Source organism: Streptomyces sp. NPDC020731 (assembly GCF_044334705.1).
In the GTDB taxonomy this organism is placed as follows: Bacteria; Actinomycetota; Actinomycetes; order Streptomycetales; family Streptomycetaceae; genus Streptomyces.
The window spans coordinates 120,291-135,124 of the sequence record NZ_JBIRTN010000004.1; the positions used below are offsets into that span (position 1 = coordinate 120,291).

13 protein-coding genes and 1 pseudogene are annotated in these 14,834 nt (G+C 71.7%); 7 read left to right on the forward strand and 7 right to left on the reverse strand.

Going from position 1 to position 14,834, the window contains the following annotated elements; genetic code table 11:
- Positions 1-21 precede the first annotated feature (21 nt).
- The 5 genes and pseudogenes from araD to ACH4VX_RS07590 form a co-directional block, all read right to left on the reverse strand.
- Positions 22-1,743: an L-arabinonate dehydratase gene (araD, locus tag ACH4VX_RS07570; protein ID WP_398366424.1), complete on the reverse strand. Its 1,722-nt coding sequence runs from the start codon at positions 1,741-1,743 to the stop codon at positions 22-24.
- Positions 1,740-2,648, reverse strand: coding sequence for a dihydrodipicolinate synthase family protein (locus tag ACH4VX_RS07575; protein ID WP_398366425.1), 909 nt, complete (start codon positions 2,646-2,648; stop codon positions 1,740-1,742). The genes araD and ACH4VX_RS07575 overlap by 4 nt, the downstream gene beginning before the upstream one ends.
- The gene (locus ACH4VX_RS07580; protein WP_398366426.1) at positions 2,645-3,331 is read right to left on the reverse strand and encodes a GntR family transcriptional regulator; all 687 of its coding nucleotides are present in this window, start codon (positions 3,329-3,331) and stop codon (positions 2,645-2,647) included. Before ACH4VX_RS07580 ends, ACH4VX_RS07575 begins: the two co-directional genes overlap by 4 nt.
- 148 nt (positions 3,332-3,479) lie before the next feature.
- A pseudogene (locus tag ACH4VX_RS07585) lies at positions 3,480-4,306 on the reverse strand (MBL fold metallo-hydrolase).
- 41 nt (positions 4,307-4,347) lie between these two features.
- Positions 4,348-4,941, reverse strand: a complete 594-nt coding sequence (locus ACH4VX_RS07590; RefSeq protein ID WP_398366427.1) for a TIGR03086 family metal-binding protein — start codon at positions 4,939-4,941, stop codon at positions 4,348-4,350.
- 131 nt (positions 4,942-5,072) lie between these two features.
- Here ACH4VX_RS07590 and ACH4VX_RS07595 point away from each other — a divergent pair, with 131 nt between their 5' ends.
- The gene (locus tag ACH4VX_RS07595; protein WP_398366428.1) at positions 5,073-6,305 is read left to right on the forward strand and encodes an MFS transporter; all 1,233 of its coding nucleotides are present in this window, start codon (positions 5,073-5,075) and stop codon (positions 6,303-6,305) included.
- A gap of 44 nt (positions 6,306-6,349) precedes the next feature.
- Here ACH4VX_RS07595 and ACH4VX_RS07600 read toward each other — a convergent pair whose 3' ends face one another.
- Together ACH4VX_RS07600 and ACH4VX_RS07605 are read right to left on the reverse strand one after the other, a co-directional pair.
- Complete coding sequence (locus ACH4VX_RS07600; RefSeq protein WP_398366429.1) at positions 6,350-7,513, reverse strand: hypothetical protein; 1,164 nt, start codon at positions 7,511-7,513, stop codon at positions 6,350-6,352.
- Positions 7,510-8,469 carry a 5-dehydro-4-deoxyglucarate dehydratase gene (locus ACH4VX_RS07605; protein ID WP_398366430.1) on the reverse strand — a complete coding sequence of 320 codons (960 nt, stop codon included), beginning with the start codon at positions 8,467-8,469 and terminating at the stop codon, positions 7,510-7,512. Before ACH4VX_RS07605 ends, ACH4VX_RS07600 begins: the two co-directional genes overlap by 4 nt.
- 238 nt (positions 8,470-8,707) lie before the next feature.
- Here ACH4VX_RS07605 and ACH4VX_RS07610 point away from each other — a divergent pair, with 238 nt between their 5' ends.
- From ACH4VX_RS07610 to ACH4VX_RS07635, 6 genes are all read left to right on the forward strand, one after another.
- Positions 8,708-9,517: an NAD-dependent epimerase/dehydratase family protein gene (locus ACH4VX_RS07610; protein WP_398366431.1), complete on the forward strand. Its 810-nt coding sequence runs from the start codon at positions 8,708-8,710 to the stop codon at positions 9,515-9,517.
- A 287-nt stretch (positions 9,518-9,804) separates the two neighbouring features.
- Positions 9,805-10,575, forward strand: a complete 771-nt coding sequence (locus ACH4VX_RS07615) for a DeoR/GlpR family DNA-binding transcription regulator (protein ID WP_398366432.1) — start codon at positions 9,805-9,807, stop codon at positions 10,573-10,575.
- 110 nt (positions 10,576-10,685) lie between these two features.
- The gene (locus ACH4VX_RS07620) at positions 10,686-12,056 is read left to right on the forward strand and encodes an ABC transporter substrate-binding protein (protein WP_398366433.1); all 1,371 of its coding nucleotides are present in this window, start codon (positions 10,686-10,688) and stop codon (positions 12,054-12,056) included.
- Positions 12,053-12,994: a carbohydrate ABC transporter permease gene (locus tag ACH4VX_RS07625; protein ID WP_398366434.1), complete on the forward strand. Its 942-nt coding sequence runs from the start codon at positions 12,053-12,055 to the stop codon at positions 12,992-12,994. Before ACH4VX_RS07620 ends, ACH4VX_RS07625 begins: the two co-directional genes overlap by 4 nt.
- Positions 12,991-13,842: a carbohydrate ABC transporter permease gene (locus tag ACH4VX_RS07630; RefSeq protein ID WP_398366435.1), complete on the forward strand. Its 852-nt coding sequence runs from the start codon at positions 12,991-12,993 to the stop codon at positions 13,840-13,842. Before ACH4VX_RS07625 ends, ACH4VX_RS07630 begins: the two co-directional genes overlap by 4 nt.
- Positions 13,839-14,828, forward strand: coding sequence for a zinc-dependent alcohol dehydrogenase family protein (locus ACH4VX_RS07635; RefSeq protein ID WP_398366436.1), 990 nt, complete (start codon positions 13,839-13,841; stop codon positions 14,826-14,828). The genes ACH4VX_RS07630 and ACH4VX_RS07635 overlap by 4 nt, the downstream gene beginning before the upstream one ends.
- The last annotated feature ends 6 nt before the right edge of the window (positions 14,829-14,834 follow it).

Genomic DNA, 14,834 nt, shown 5'->3' on the forward strand with positions numbered 1-14,834 from the left:
GGGCCGGGGACGTGCGGCCGGTCAGCCGGCGTACGGGTCCTGGACCGTGCCCGGGCGGGCGAGGAACTCGAAGTCGCAGCCGGTGTCGGCCTGCGTGATCTGCTCGTTGTAGAGCGCGCCGTAGCCGCGCTCGTAGCGCACGGGCGGCGGTGTCCACTGCGCCCGGCGCCGCGCCAGCTCCTCGTCGTCGACGTCGAGCCGGAGGGTGCGGTTCTCGACGTCGAGGGTGATCGAGTCCCCGGTGCGTACCAGGGCCAGCGGTCCGCCGACATACGACTCGGGGGCGATGTGCAGCACGCACGCGCCGTAACTCGTCCCGCTCATCCGGGCGTCGGAGATCCGCACCATGTCCCGCACCCCCTGCTTGAGCAGGTGGTCGGGCAGCGGCAGCATCCCGTACTCGGGCATGCCCGGGCCGCCCTTGGGGCCGGCGTTGCGCAGGACCAGCACGCTGTCGGCGGTGATGCCGAGCGCCGGGTCGTTGATGGTCCGCTGCATCTGCTTGTAGTCGTCGAAGACGACGGCGGAACCGGTGTGCTTCAGCAGGTGCGGTTCGGCGGCGACGTGCTTGATGACGGCGCCGTCCGGGCAGAGGTTGCCGCGCAGTACGGCGACCCCGCCCTCGTCCGCGACCGGGTTGTCCCGGGGCCGGATGACGTCGTCGTCGTGCACCTGCGCGCCGGCGATCTGCTCGCGCATCGTGTCGTGGGAGACGGTGGGACGGTCCAGGTGGAGCAGGTCCGGGATCCGGGAGAGGAACCCGGGCAGTCCGCCCGCGAAGTGGAAGTCCTCCATCAGGTACGTCTGTCCGCCGGGCCGCACGTTGGCCAGCACCGGGACGGTGCGGGCGATGCGGTCGAAGTCGTCGAGGGTGAGCTTGACCCCCGCGCGTCCGGCCATGGCGATCAGGTGGATGACGGCGTTGGTGGAGCCGCCGAGTCCGAGGACGGTCGTCACCGCGTCCTCGAAGGCGTCCGCGGTGAGGATGTCGCTCAGCTTGCGGTCCTTGTGGACCAGCTCGACGATCGTCATGCCCGCCTTGGCGGCCATCCGGTCGTGCCCGGAGTCGACGGCCGGGATGCTGGACGCCCCCGGGACGGTGACGCCGAGGGCCTCGGCGGCGGCGGTCAGCGTGGACGCCGTACCCATGGTCATGCAGTGGCCGGGTGAGCGGGCCAGGCCGCTCTCCAGCTCCTGCATCTCGCAGTCGCCGATGACACCGGCGCGCTTGTCGTCCCAGTACTTCCACATGTCGGTGCCGGAACCGAGCACCTCGTTGCGCCAGTGCCCGGGCAGCATGGGCCCGGCCGGCACGAACACCGTCGGCAGGTCGACGCTGGCGGCGCCCATCAGCAGGGCGGGCGTGGACTTGTCGCAGCCGCCCATCAGTACGGCGCCGTCGACCGGGTAGGACCGCAGCAGTTCCTCGGTCTCCATGGCGAGGAGGTTGCGGTAGAGCATGGGGGTCGGCTTCTGGAAGGTCTCGCTGAGGGTGGAGACCGGGAATTCGAGGGGGAAGCCGCCCGCCTGCCAGACGCCCCGCTTGACGGCCTGCGCGCGGTCGCGCAGGTGCACGTGGCAGGGGTTGATGTCGGACCAGGTGTTGAGGATCGCGATGACGGGCTTGCCCAGGTGCTCCTCGGGCAGGTAGCCGAGCTGGCGGGTGCGGGCGCGGTGACTGAAGGAGCGCAGGCCGTCGGTGCCGTACCACTGGTGGCTGCGGAGCTGCTCGGGGGACTTCATATGGACCACCCCGCGGCGATCGCGGCGACCTCGGCTCGCTCGCTCTCGGGCAGCGGCCTGCTCGGCGGGCGGACCTCGCGGCGGCACAGGCCGAGGGAGGCGAGGGCCTCCTTGACGACGGTGACGTTGTTGGCGGAGCCGTTGGCGGCACGCAGTTCCTCGAAGCGGCGGATCTGCTCCCACACCTTCATGGCGGTCGGGTAGTCGCCGGAGCGCAGCGCCTCGATCATGTTCAGCGAGACGGACGGGGCGACGTTGACCAGGCCCGAGGTGAAGCCGGTGGCGCCGGCGGAGAAGTAGGAGGGGGCGTACGGCTCGGCGAGACCGGCGACCCACACGAACCGTTCGAGTCCCGCGTCCCGGGAGAAGGCGGCGAACTTCGACGCGTCCGGCACGGCGTACTTCACGCCGATCACGTTGGGGCAGGCGTCGGCGAGTTCGGCGAGCCGGGCGCCGGTGAGCTGCGCGTTGCGGATGTAGGGGACGACGCCCAGTTCGGGGACGGCCTCGGCGATCGCGCGGTGGTAGTCGACCCAGCCGCTCTGGGAGACATAGGGGTGGACGGGCTGGTGCACCATCACCATCTGCGCGCCGAGTTCACGGGCGTGCCGTGCGGAGGCGACGGCGGTGGGCACGTCGTGGCCCACGCCGACCAGGATCACCGAGCGGGCGCCGGCCTCCTCGACGGTCAGCTCGGTGACCAGCCGGCGCTCGTCGGGGGTCAGGGCGTAGAACTCGCCGGTGTTGCCGTTGGGGGTGAGGGTCGTGATGCCACCGTCGAGGAGACGACGCAGCAGGGCCCGGTAGGTGCCTGGGTCGACGGAGCCGTCCTCGGCGAACGGGGTCACCGGGATCGCCACCACGTCGGCCAGGGCCGCCCGCTGGGTCTCGAACGTCGTTGTCATGCCTGACCGTCCTCTTTCTGGGCTTCCGGGGCCGCCCCGAAGTCCGCTTCGACTTCGGGGAAGGCCCGTCGCACGAACGACGCGATGTGCGAGTGCAGGGCGCGCGCCGCGCCGTCCGCGTCGCCGTCGAGCGCGAGCCGCAGGATCTCGCGGTGCTCGCTCGCCTCCCGTTCCCAGGAGGGGTCGGCGGCCCAGGCGACGGCCGAGACGAGGGCGGCCTGGTCGCGGACCTCGTCGAGCATCCGGCCGAGCAGCGGGTTGCCGCAGGGCACGTAGAGGGCGCGGTGGAACGCGCGGTTGGCCAGGGACCGTTCGGCCGTGTCGTCGGCCTCGTCGGCTCGGGTCAGCGCGTCACGTGCGGCGTCCAGGGAGGCGCCGCGGCGCACGGTGCGCTTGAGTGCCTCCGGTTCCAGGAGCAGCCGCACGTCGTAGACCGCGAGTGCCATGTCCGCGTCGACCATGCGCACCGTGACGCCCTTGTACTGGCTCATCACGACCAGACCGGTGCCGGCCAGGGTCTTGAGCGCCTCGCGCACCGGGGTCTTGGACACCCCGAACTGTGCGGCGAGGTCGGTCTCGACCAGGGCCTGGCCCGGTGTGAACCGGCCGGTGAGTATGCGGCGTTTGATCTCCTCCAGCACGTACTGCGTGCGGGAGGGGATCGGCGTGGGCACAGAGGTCATGCGCGCCTCTCGGATCTCGCGTATCGGATCTCACGTATCGGATCTCGCGTATCGCGTCTCATATATGACGTACGAAGTACGACGCCGATGACCGTAGGAGCGGCCCGGAGTTTCGTCAATGCTTCTGACAAAGGAACTTGCCGTTGCCTCACACGGCGTACGTGCGACCCTCCCGGGCGGTGGTGGTGGATCCGCCGAAGGCGGAGGCGGCCCGGACGGTCGCGGCCTCGGGGGTGAGCGTGGGGCCGACATGGGTGACGAGGAGTTCGCGCACGCCCGCCCGCCGGGCGGTGTCACCGGCGTCCTCGGGTGTCAGGTGAACCCGTTCGCTTTCGCGATGCTCGTCGATGTCCGTCTCGCAGAGGAACAGGTCGGCGTCACGGGCGAGCCCGGTGAGGGCGGCGCACGGTCCGCTGTCCCCGGAGTGGGCGAGGACGCGTCCCGCGCACTCGGCGCGCAGCCCGTAGGCCTCGACGTCGTGGACGACGGCGGTGGGGGTGAGGGTGAGACCGCCGTCGCGGACGGTCTGCCCGTCGTGCAGCGGCTGGAAATCGAATACGCCGCTGAGGAAACCGGCGTCGGGGCGCCCGGGGAACCCGGCGAGCCTCCCCCACTGCTCAACGCGTGGGAGGTGCCCCCGGCGCGCGGCCGGCCGGCGCGTGGACGGGGATCGGCGCGGGCGGGGTGAGCCCGCCGTACGCCAGGCCGTACACGGCCGCGAGGAGGTCGGCGATGGGGGCACCGCCCGGTCGAGCGAAGCCGGGACCGGGGGAGATCGGCGTGCGGATGGGAGATCCACACGGCGTCGATGCGCGCCGGATCCGTGTGCCGCCGCAACTCCGCGAACGTCCCGAATCCCGCGTCGACCCACACCTCGGCGCCCCCGCCGCGCAGGAGGTACCCGGAGCTGGGACGGTCCGGGCCGGGACGCGGGGAGGCGGTGCCGAGGATGGTGAGGGTGGGACCGGAAGTCATGCGGGGAGGCTAAGGGGCGCTCCCCGGCCCTCGCGCCGGCTTCACACGGGCCGTGTCCAGTCCGGGGCCCGGCCGCTCAGCCCGATCGTCCGGTCCAGGAGCGGGGCGCCGGGCGGGACGGGGACGACGGGGCCGAAGATTCCGCCGCCCCGGCCGGGCTCCTCGACGGCGGCCAGGAGGAAGGCGTGCGCGGCCTCCAGCGCGGCGGGGTCGGGCGTGTACGGCCGGCCGGTCGCGCGGGCCAGGTCCCAGCCGTGGATCACCAGTTCGTCGGTGACGACGGCACCGGCGACCGCGCCCGGCAGGTCGACGCCGCCCGCGCGGGTCATGCCGGTCCAGGCCGCCGGGTCCCGCCAGACCTCGGCGAGCTCGTCGAGCACCTTGGGCAGCTCCTCTCGCCAACCGGGCCCGATGTCCGGCAGCGCGGCCTCCGGGCTGGTGTCGGTGGTGACGCCCAGCTTCTTGCGGCCCGCGTCCCGGAAGGCGACGGTCAGTCCGAGCAGGTGGCCCAGCATGTTGCGTACGGCGTACTGCGGGCAGGGTGTCCCGTCCGCCAGCCGCTCGTCGGTGACGGCCTCGGCGAGGCGCGCCACGATCCTGGTCTGCGGTCCGAGGTCGAGCGTGGGGTCGGTCATCGAGTGCTCCTCCTGAGGATGTTCCTGGGAGGTAGACCTATGCCGACCGCGGAACTCATCGCTCGGCCGTCCCGTGTCCAGGGCACCTGCCCGATCCCCGACGACGGTCCTTAGGCCCACGATGACCGGGTATGACGACGACATGGACGGCGGCCCGCGTGGTGCGGGACCGCAACGCGGGCCTCTGTCTCGCCGGGGTGGTGATCTCCGGCTTCGGCACCTCCGCGCTGTGGCTGGCCTCGGGGGTGTGGGTGAAGGACCTCACCGGCTCGGACGGCCTCGCGGCCCTGTGCATGCTGGCGATGTGGGTGCCCACCCTGGCCGGCCCGCTGCTGGGCACCCTGGCCGACCGGTTCCGCCGCAGGCCGCTGCTGATCGCCGCGAGCCTGCTCATGGCGGTGCTGTTGCCCACCCTCTGCACCGTCGGCTCGCCGCGCGGGCTGTGGCTGCTGTACGCGGTGCTGCTCGTGTACGGCGCGACGGGTGTCGTCCACGACGCGGCCGAGTCGGCACTGATCGCCACCGCCGTGGACCGCTCCCTGCTCGGCGACTTCAACGGCCTGCGGATGACCGCCGGCGAGGGCATGAAACTGCTGGCCCCGCTGGCGGGCGCGGGCCTGTACGCGGCGTACGGCGGGGCGGCCGTCGCCGTCCTGGACTCGGTCACCTTCCTGCTGGCCACGGTGGTGTACGTGTTCCTGCGGGTACGGGAGGACCGACCGGCGCCCCCGACGGGCAGCCGCCGGGAGCGGACGGCCGAGGGTGTGCGTCATCTGTGGTCTCATCCAGTGCTGCGCCCACTCGTGTCGGCAGGCGGCGCCACGATGCTGTGCGCGGGCCTGAACGGGGCGCTGGTCCACGCCGTGGTCGACGCCCTCGGTCACTCCCCCGCGTACGCCGGTGTGCTGTACGCCGTCCAGGGTGCGGGGTCGGTGGCGGTCGGCCTGTTCTCCGGCCCGGCCCTGCGCCGTTTCGGCGAACGGCGCTTCGCCGCGTGCGGCATCACCGTGCTGGCCGCGGGGGTGGCGCTGCGCGCGGTGCCGGACGACCCGCTGGCGTGGGTGTGCAGCGCGGCGATCGGCGCGGGCCTGTCCGCCGTACTGATCGCCACGCTGACCGCGGTGCAGCACGAGACCCCGCCACCGCTGCTGGGCCGGGTCACCGCCACCGCCGACACCCTGGTGTTCACGCCGAACGTCCTCGGCCTGGCATCGGGCGCGGCCCTGGTCGGACTCCTCGACCACCGGCTGCTGCTGGTCGCCCTGGGCTGCGCCCTGACGGCGACGGCGGCGACACTGCTCGGGCACCCGGCGGCCGCCGGCCCCCTCACCTCAGGACCACCGTCCGACACCGGCCCCGTGTGACACCGACCCCGTACGCGGGCGCGGTGAGCGGCGGGCGCGCCGTGTCAGATACCGGCCAACGCCGAGCGCACCGCCGCCAGGTCCCCGTCCGACGCCAGCCCCGCGTGGTAGAGGCGCAGTTCCGTCGCGCCCAGGCGGCGGGCCTCCGCCGCGTCCGCCGCGAGGGTGCCGGGACTGCCACCCATGCCGGAGACGACGGTGAGGTTGGCGGCGAGGACGGTGTCCGCGCCGGCCTCCCGCGCGAACGGTGTCAGCAGGCCGGAGCCTCCGGTGCAGGGCACGACCACTCCGTCGGCGACGGAGAGGATGTGGGCCGGGTCGACGCCGGCGTTGGCGCCGCAGTGGTACGGGACCGGGTCCGCGTGCAGGAGGACCTGGAAGCCCTCGGGAGCGGCCTGCCGTACGGCGGCGACCGCGGCCTCCTGCAGCGTGCGGGCCGTTTCGTCGCGCCACGCGCGCGTGGCGTTCGCCGGTGTCCCGCCGAGGAGCTTCTCGACGCCCGCCCAGCCCCCGTCGGAGGGCGCCCCCCGCCACACCGGTTCCAGCGCGGCGCGTACGGCGGCGGCGAGTTCGCCGGCGTCCAGGCCCTGGGTCCCGTAGCCCTCGCGGCAGGACGGGCAGAAGCACAGGGACATCAGGTACTGCCCGGCGTCCCCGAGGCCGACCCCGGCGATCTTGTCGTGGGCGTGCAGATGGGCCAGCCCGTACCAGCCGAGGGACTCCAGCTCGGTGCCGCGCGCCCCGGGCCGTACCGCCGCCTCGGCGGCCAGGTCGGTCAGGTACGCGCGCGTGGCGGGCTGGGCGATGCACGGCGCCCAGGGGTAACGGTCGCCGTAGGCGTTGACCACCGACGTGTCCGGATGTTCCGCACCGAGGCGGGAGTTGTGCGCGAGTACCACCCAGGTGTGCACCTGAAGGCCCGCGTCCGTGAGCGCGGCGGCGGCCTCGCCGAAGGCGTCCCCGGGCGCCCAGTCCCCGGCCGGGTACGGGCGCAGGGCGCGGCCGGACCAGCGGTCCCCCATCGGGTACAGCACGGCCGCGTGTTCCGCGGTGACGACGCGGTGGCGCGGGTGGCGCGGGGTCAGCGCGCGGGTGGAGTGGTAGGCGGAGGCGAGCGTCACCTGCGCCGTGCCGAGCGCGGCGATCCGCGCGGGTGCCTCCGGGTCCCCGTTGACGTCCCAGGGGTAGACGAACGCCGACGTCTTCACTGGCTCTCCTCCAGCAGTGCGTGTCCCCGCTCGATCAGCTGAGCGAGCTGCTTGACATGGTCCCCGGCCGGTTCGTGCAGCGGCGGCCGCACCTCCCCCACGTCCAGTCCGCGCAGGCGTACCCCGGCCTTGACGAGGGAGACGGCGTAGCCGCTGCCCCGGTCGCGCAGTTCGACGAACGGCCGGTAGAAGCCGTCGATCAGGTGGTGCGCGGTGGCCGTGTCGCCGGTGCGGAAGGCGGTGTGGCAGGCGAGGGCGACCTCGGGCGCGAAGCAGAACACCGCGGACGAGTAGAGGGTGACGCCGATGCCGCCGTAGGCGGGCTGGGTCAGTTCGGCGGTCGGCAGTCCGTTGAAGTACAGGAAGTCGGCGGGGCCTTCGGTGCGTACGGCGCTGACGATCCGCTGCATCAGGTCGAGGTCGCCGAGGCCGTCCTTGAAGCCGACGATCCCTTCGGTGCGGGCCAGTTCGACGACGCTCCCGGGGGTGAAGACTGCGTTGTCGCGCTGGTAGACGATGACCGGCAGGGAGGTCGCGGCGGCCACCTGCCGGTAGTGCCGCAGCAGTCCCTCCTGCGCGGCCCGCACCAGGTACGGCGGCATCGCGAGCAGCCCGTCGGCCCCGGCGCGCTCGGCGAGGCGGGCGTAGCGGACCGCGAGCGCGGTGCCGTAGCCGGCGCCCGCGACGACCGGGACGCGCCCCTCGGCGGCCTCCACGGCGGCCGTCACGCACAGCTCGAACTCCTCCGGCGTCAGCGCGTGGAACTCACCGGTACCGCAGCAGGCGAACACGGCGGCGGCCCCGGCCTCCACCCCGCGCCGCACATGGAGGCGGTAGGTGTCGAGGTCGACGGAGCCGTCGGGTCCGTAGGCGGTGACCGGGAAGAACAGCGGCCCGCTGGGGACACCGAGTCGGGCGGCGAGAGGGGCTGACGTCACAAGCTCTCCCTGGTCCATATTCCTGATTCACGTCCATATTCCTGAACATGTTCACGCTAAGACGCCCCGGGGACCCCGGTCAAGCACTGCACCCCGCCACACACCAGCGGATTCTTCCGTTCCACAGGAAGTCGCGGAATACTTGACGCGCCGCACCCCGCCTCCTTAGCGTGTCCACGAATATGAATGCAGTGCGCCCATATGTATGAACTCATGAGTACGGGCGACACGGCCGACGATGCAAGGAGACCCGAGGATGCCCGCTCCCCGCACCGTTCTGCTCACCGGCGCCGCCGGCGGCCTCGGCACGCTGATGCGGGGCCTGCTCCCGGACCACGGCTACGACCTGCGCCTGCTCGACCTGCGCCCCATCGACGGCGAACCGGACGCGATCGTCGCGGACCTCGCCGACCAGGACGCCGTGCGCGAGGCGGTCCGCGGTGTCGACGCGATCATCCACCTCGCCGGCATCTCCCTGGAAGCCCCGTTCGAGAAGATCCTGAAGGCCAACATCGAGGGCACGTACAACCTGTACGAGGCCGCCCGCGAGGAGGGCGTCGGCCGCATCGTCTTCGCCTCCTCCAACCACGCCGTCGGCTACACCCCGCGTCCGCGGGGCGACGACCCCCTCATCCCGGTCGACACCCCGCGCCGCCCGGACACCTTCTACGGCCTGTCCAAGTGCTTCGGCGAGGACCTCGCCCAGCTCTACTGGGACAAGCACGGCATCGAGACCGTCTCCGTGCGCATCGGCTCCTGCTTCCCCGAGCCGACCAGCGTGCGCATGCTCTCGGTGTGGATGAGCCCCGCCGACGGCGCCCGTCTCCTCCACGCCGCCCTGACCGCCGAGAACGTCGGCCACACCGTCGTCCACGGCTCCTCCGCCAACACCCGGCTGTGGTGGGACCTCACCTCCGCGCGGGCGCTCGGCTACGACCCGCAGGACGACTCCGAGCCGTACGCCGAGAAACTGATCGCCGAGCAGGGCGAACTGGACCCGGACGACCCGGCGCACGCCCGTCTGGGCGGCCACTTCGTCACCGACCCGCCCATCTGGCCGTACTGACGGCGGGACCCGGACGGGAACAGACGGGAAATCGACGCATACGACGGCGGGCGGGCACCGAACGGGCCCGCCCGCCGCCGCATGCGGGCATCCGCGCTGCCCGCTCCCACCCGCTCCCCCGCCCCCTCCCAGGTCCGAGCCGGGCACGACCCGAGCCGAACGGGCACAACCGGGCAGGAACGGACCCGCAACAGACCTGGTCAGCAGCGAAAGCCCGCTGTAGAACTTCCTGCATGGGCCCCACCGGGCCCGAACGGGCAGCGAGATCAGGAAGCGGGTGTCCGGCCATGAACAACAGGACGGCCGAAGAGCGCCAGCGGGAGATCGTACGGGTGGCGCGCACCACCGGTTCGGTCGACGTCACCGCGCTCGCCGCCGAACTGGGCGTGGCCAAGGAGACCGTACGGCGGGATCTGCGCGCCCTGGAGGACCACGGTCTGGTGCGCCGCACCCACGGCGGCGCCTATCCGGTGGAGAGCGCCGGCTTCGAGACGACGCTCGCCTTCCGCGCCACCAGCCACGTGCCCGAGAAGCGCAGGGTCGCGACCGCGGCGGCCGAGCTGCTCGGGGACGCCGAGACGGTCTTCGTCGACGAGGGCTTCACCCCGCAGCTCATCGCCGAGGCCCTGCCCACCGACCGGCCGCTCACCGTGGTCACCGCCTCCCTGCCGGTCGCGGGCGCGCTCGCGGAGACCGGCACCGCGTCCGTCCTGCTGCTCGGCGGCCGGGTCCGTTCCGGAACCCTCGCCACCGTCGACCACTGGACGACGAGGATGCTCTCCGGTTTCGTCATCGACCTGGCGTTCATCGGCGCCAACGGGATCTCCCGCGAACACGGTCTGACCACGCCCGACCCGGCGGTCGGCGAGGTCAAGGCGCAGGCGGTCCGGGCATCCCGCCGGGTGGTGTTCGCCGGCGTCCACACCAAGTTCGGCGCGGTCAGCTTCTGCCGGTTCGCCGAGGTCGGCGCGCTGGAGGCGATCGTCACGAGCACCCTGCTCCCGGCGGCCGAGGCCCATCGCTACTCCCTGCTGGGGCCGCAGGTCATCCGGGTCTGAAGCAGATCAGACCAGCGCATCGGCACACCGTTCCACGCCCCCATCGGGCCGACCCCTACCGGTCGACGCCCGCTATGTCCCTGTACGTCCGCCTTGTCGAGGAGTGATCCATGCAAACCCAGAGCCGGCGGAGGCCGCGAGCCACACTCGCCGCGGTCGCCGCAGGGACGCTGCTCGCCCCGCTGCTCTCCGGCTGCTGGGTCGGAGCGGGCGGGGCCGGATCCGGCGGTGACTCCATCAACGTCCTGATGGTCAACAACCCGCAGATGGTCGAGCTGCAGAAGCTGACCAAGGACCACTTCACCGAGGACACCGGCATCGAGGTCAACTTCACCGTGCTGCCGGAGAACGACGTCCGCGACAAGATCAGCCAGGACTTCGCCAACCAGGCCGGCCAGTACGACGTGGCCACGCTGTCCAACTACGAGATCCCCATCTACGCCCGCAACGGCTGGCTGCAGGAGATGGACTCCTACGTCGGCGAGGACAGGGCCTACGACGAGCAGGACGTCCTGGGGCCGATGCGCCAGTCCCTCACCGGCGACGACGGCAAGCTCTACGGCCAGCCCTTCTACGGCGAGTCCTCCTTCCTGATGTACCGCAAGGACATCTTCGAGAAGGAGGGCCTGGCCATGCCCGCGAAGCCCACCTGGCAGCAGGTGGCCGACCTCGCCGCCGAGCTCGACGGCGCCGAACCGGGCATGAAGGGCATCTGTCTGCGCGGCCTGCCCGGCTGGGGCGAGGTCATGGCCCCGCTGACCACCGTGGTCAACACCTTCGGCGGCACCTGGTTCGACAAGGACTGGAAGGCCCGCCTCGACTCCCCCGAGTGGAAGGAGGCCGTCGAGTTCTACGTCGGCCTGGTCCGCGAGCACGGTGAGGCCGGCGCCCCCCAGGCCGGCTTCGCCGAGTGCCTGAACAACATGACCCAGAGCAAGGTCGCCATGTGGTACGACGCCACCTCCGCGGCCGGCGCCCTGGAGGCGGACAAGTCCCCCGTGAAGGGCAAGCTCGGCTACGCCCCGGCGCCGGTCGAGAAGACGGAGTCCTCCGGCTGGCTCTACACCTGGGCCTGGGGCATCCAGGACGCCTCCCGCAACCCCGACAACGCCTGGAAGTTCGTCTCCTGGGCCTCCGGCAAGGAGTACGAGCAGTTGGTCGGCGACGAGTTCGGCTGGTCCAACGTCCCGGCCGGCAAGCGTGCCTCCACCTACGCCAACCCGGACTACCGGGCCGAGGCCGCCGCGTTCCAGGAGATGACCAAGGAGGCCATCGAGCAGGCCCGGCCCGACGACCCCGGTGTCCAGCCCCGCCCGGCACCCGGCATCCAGTTCGTCGGCATCCCCGAGTTCACCGATCTCGGCACCAAGGTCTCCCAGGAGATCAGCGCGGCCATCGCCGGACGCCAGTCCGTCGAGTCGGCCCTGAAGAAATCCCAGCAGCTCGCAGAAGAGATCGCCGAGGAGTACGAGGGACGATGACCGCCACGACAACGGCCCCCGTGGCCGCACCCGAGACACGCTCCGCACCTCGCCGGCCCTCCGCCCGGCTGCGCGCCTGGGCCACCCGCGCCCCACTGCTGCCCGCCCTGATCTTCATGATCGTGGTGACCCAGCTGCCCTTCGTGGCGACGCTGGTGATCTCCTTCTTCGACTGGAACTCCCTCTACCCCGACGCCCGCAGCTTCGCGGGCTTCGAGAACTACCAGGAGGTGCTCACCGACGCCGCCCTGCGCAAGTCCGTCTGGACGACGATCCTGCTCACCGTGGCGGTCGTCCTGGCCAGCCTGGTCCTCGGACTGCTCCTCGCCCTCCTGCTGGACCGGAGGTTCCGCGGCCGGGGCATCGTCCGCACCCTGCTCATCGCCCCGTTCCTGGTGGTCCCGGTGGCGGCGGCCCTGCTGTGGAAACACGTCCTCTACAACCCCGAGTACGGACTCCTCAACGGCCTGCTGCACTACGTCGGCGGCCCGCAGCCCGACTGGATCTCGGACACCCCGCTGCTCGCCGTCGAGGCCTCACTGGTCTGGCAGTGGACCCCGTTCATGATGCTGATCCTGCTCGCCGGACTGCAGAGCCGGGACCAGCAGCAGATCGAGGCCGCCCGCGTCGACGGTGCGAGCGACTGGCAGATCTTCGTCCACCTCACCCTGCCCCACCTGCGCCGCTACCTCGAACTGGGCGCCCTGCTCGGCTCGATCTACATCGTGCAGAACTTCGACGCGGTCTTCACCATCACGTCCGGCGGCCTGGGCACCGCCAACCTGCCCTACACCGTCTACCAGACCTTCTACCAGGCCCACGAGAACGGCCTCGCCTCGGCCGCCGGCGTCCTGGTCGTCATCGGCTCCATCATCATCGCGACCTTCGCCCTGCGCGTGGTGTCGTCCCTGTTCCGCGAGGAGGTCTCCCGCGCATGAGCAGCATCGCCGTACGCACCCGCGCCCGGTTCCGCGGCGGAGCGGGTCTCGGCCTGGCCGCCTGGCTGGCCGGGATCGTGTTCTTCCTGCCCATCGCCTGGATGGCCCTGACGTCCTTCCACTCCGAGGCGGACGCGGCCACCAACCCGCCGTCCTTCGGGGCCGCCCTCACCCTGGACGGCTACCGCGAGTTCTTCGGCGCGGGCGGTGGCGCCAGCCCCTGGCCCGCGCTGGTCAACTCGGCGGTGGCGTCGATCGTGTCGACCCTGTTCGTCCTGGTCCTGGCGCTGCCCGCCGCGTACGCCCTCTCCATCCGCCCGGTGAAGAAGTGGACGGACGTCCTGTTCTTCTTCCTCTCGACCAAGATGCTGCCGGTGGTGGCGGGCCTGCTGCCGATCTACCTGTTCGCCAAGAACGCCGGGATGCTGGACAACGTCTGGCTGCTGGTCATCCTCTACACCTCCATGAACCTGCCGATCGCGGTCTGGATGATGCAGTCCTTCCTGGCCGAGGTCCCGGTCGCGATCATCGAGGCGGCCCGGGTGGACGGCGCGAGACTGCCCACGATCCTGGTACGGGTGGTCGCGCCGATCGCCCTCCCCGGCATCGCCGCGACCTCCCTCATCTGTTTCATCTTCAGCTGGAACGAACTGCTGTTCGCCCGGGTCCTCACGGGTGTGGTCGCCGAGACCGCCCCCGTCTTCCTGACCGGCTTCATCACCAGCCAGGGCCTGTTCCTTGCCAAGGTGTGCGCCGCGTCGCTCGTCGTCTCCCTGCCGGTGCTCGCCGCGGGGTTCGCCGCCCAGGACAAACTCGTCCAGGGCCTGTCGTTGGGAGCCGTGAAATGAAGGCCGCCGTCATCGAATCCGTGGGCAAGGCCGTCGTCGCCGAGGTCCCGGACCCGACGCCAGGGCCGCGCGACGTCGTCGTCGAGGTCGCCGCGTGCGGGCTGTGCGGCACGGACCTGCACATCCTGCAGGGCGAGTTCGCGCCCAAGCTGCCGATCGTGCCGGGACACGAGTTCGCCGGCGAGGTGGTCGAAATCGGCTCGCAGGTCACGGAGGTGTCGCTCGGCGACCGGGTCGCGGTGGACCCCTCCCTGTACTGCTACGAGTGCCGCTACTGCCGTAACGGCCACAACAACCTCTGCGAGCGCTGGGCGGCGATCGGCGTCACCACGGCGGGCGGCGCGGCGCAGTACGCGATGGCACCGGTGGCGAACTGCGTGAAGCTGCCCGAGCACGTCCGCACCCAGGACGCGGCGCTGATCGAGCCACTGTCGTGCGCGGTGCGCGGCTACGACGTGCTCCGGTCCCGTCTCGGCGCTCACGTCCTGATCTACGGGTCCGGGACCATGGGCCTGATGATGCTGGAGCTGGCGAAGCGGACCGGTGCGGCGAGCGTGGACATGGTGGATCTGAATCCGGCGCGGCTGGAGACGGCGCGGGCACTGGGAGTCTCCGCGTCGGCGGCATCGCCGGACGAGCTGGACCGGCCCCAGGGGTGGGACCTCGTCATCGACGCGACGGGGAACGCGGCGGCGATCCAGGACGGGCTGGACCGGGTCGCCAAGGCGGGGACATTCCTCCAGTTCGGGGTGGCCGACTACGCGACGCGCGTGCAGATCGATCCGTACCGGATCTACAACCAGGAGATCACCATCACGGGTTCGATGGCCGTGCTGCACAGCTACGAGCGGGCGGCGGAGCTGTTCGCCGGGGGCGTCCTGGACCCGGACGTCTTCATCAGCGACCGCATCGAACTGGACCGCTACCCGCAGGCCCTGGAGCAGTTCGCGGCGGGCGTGGGCCGGAAGATCGTGGTGGTCCCCTGACCTCTC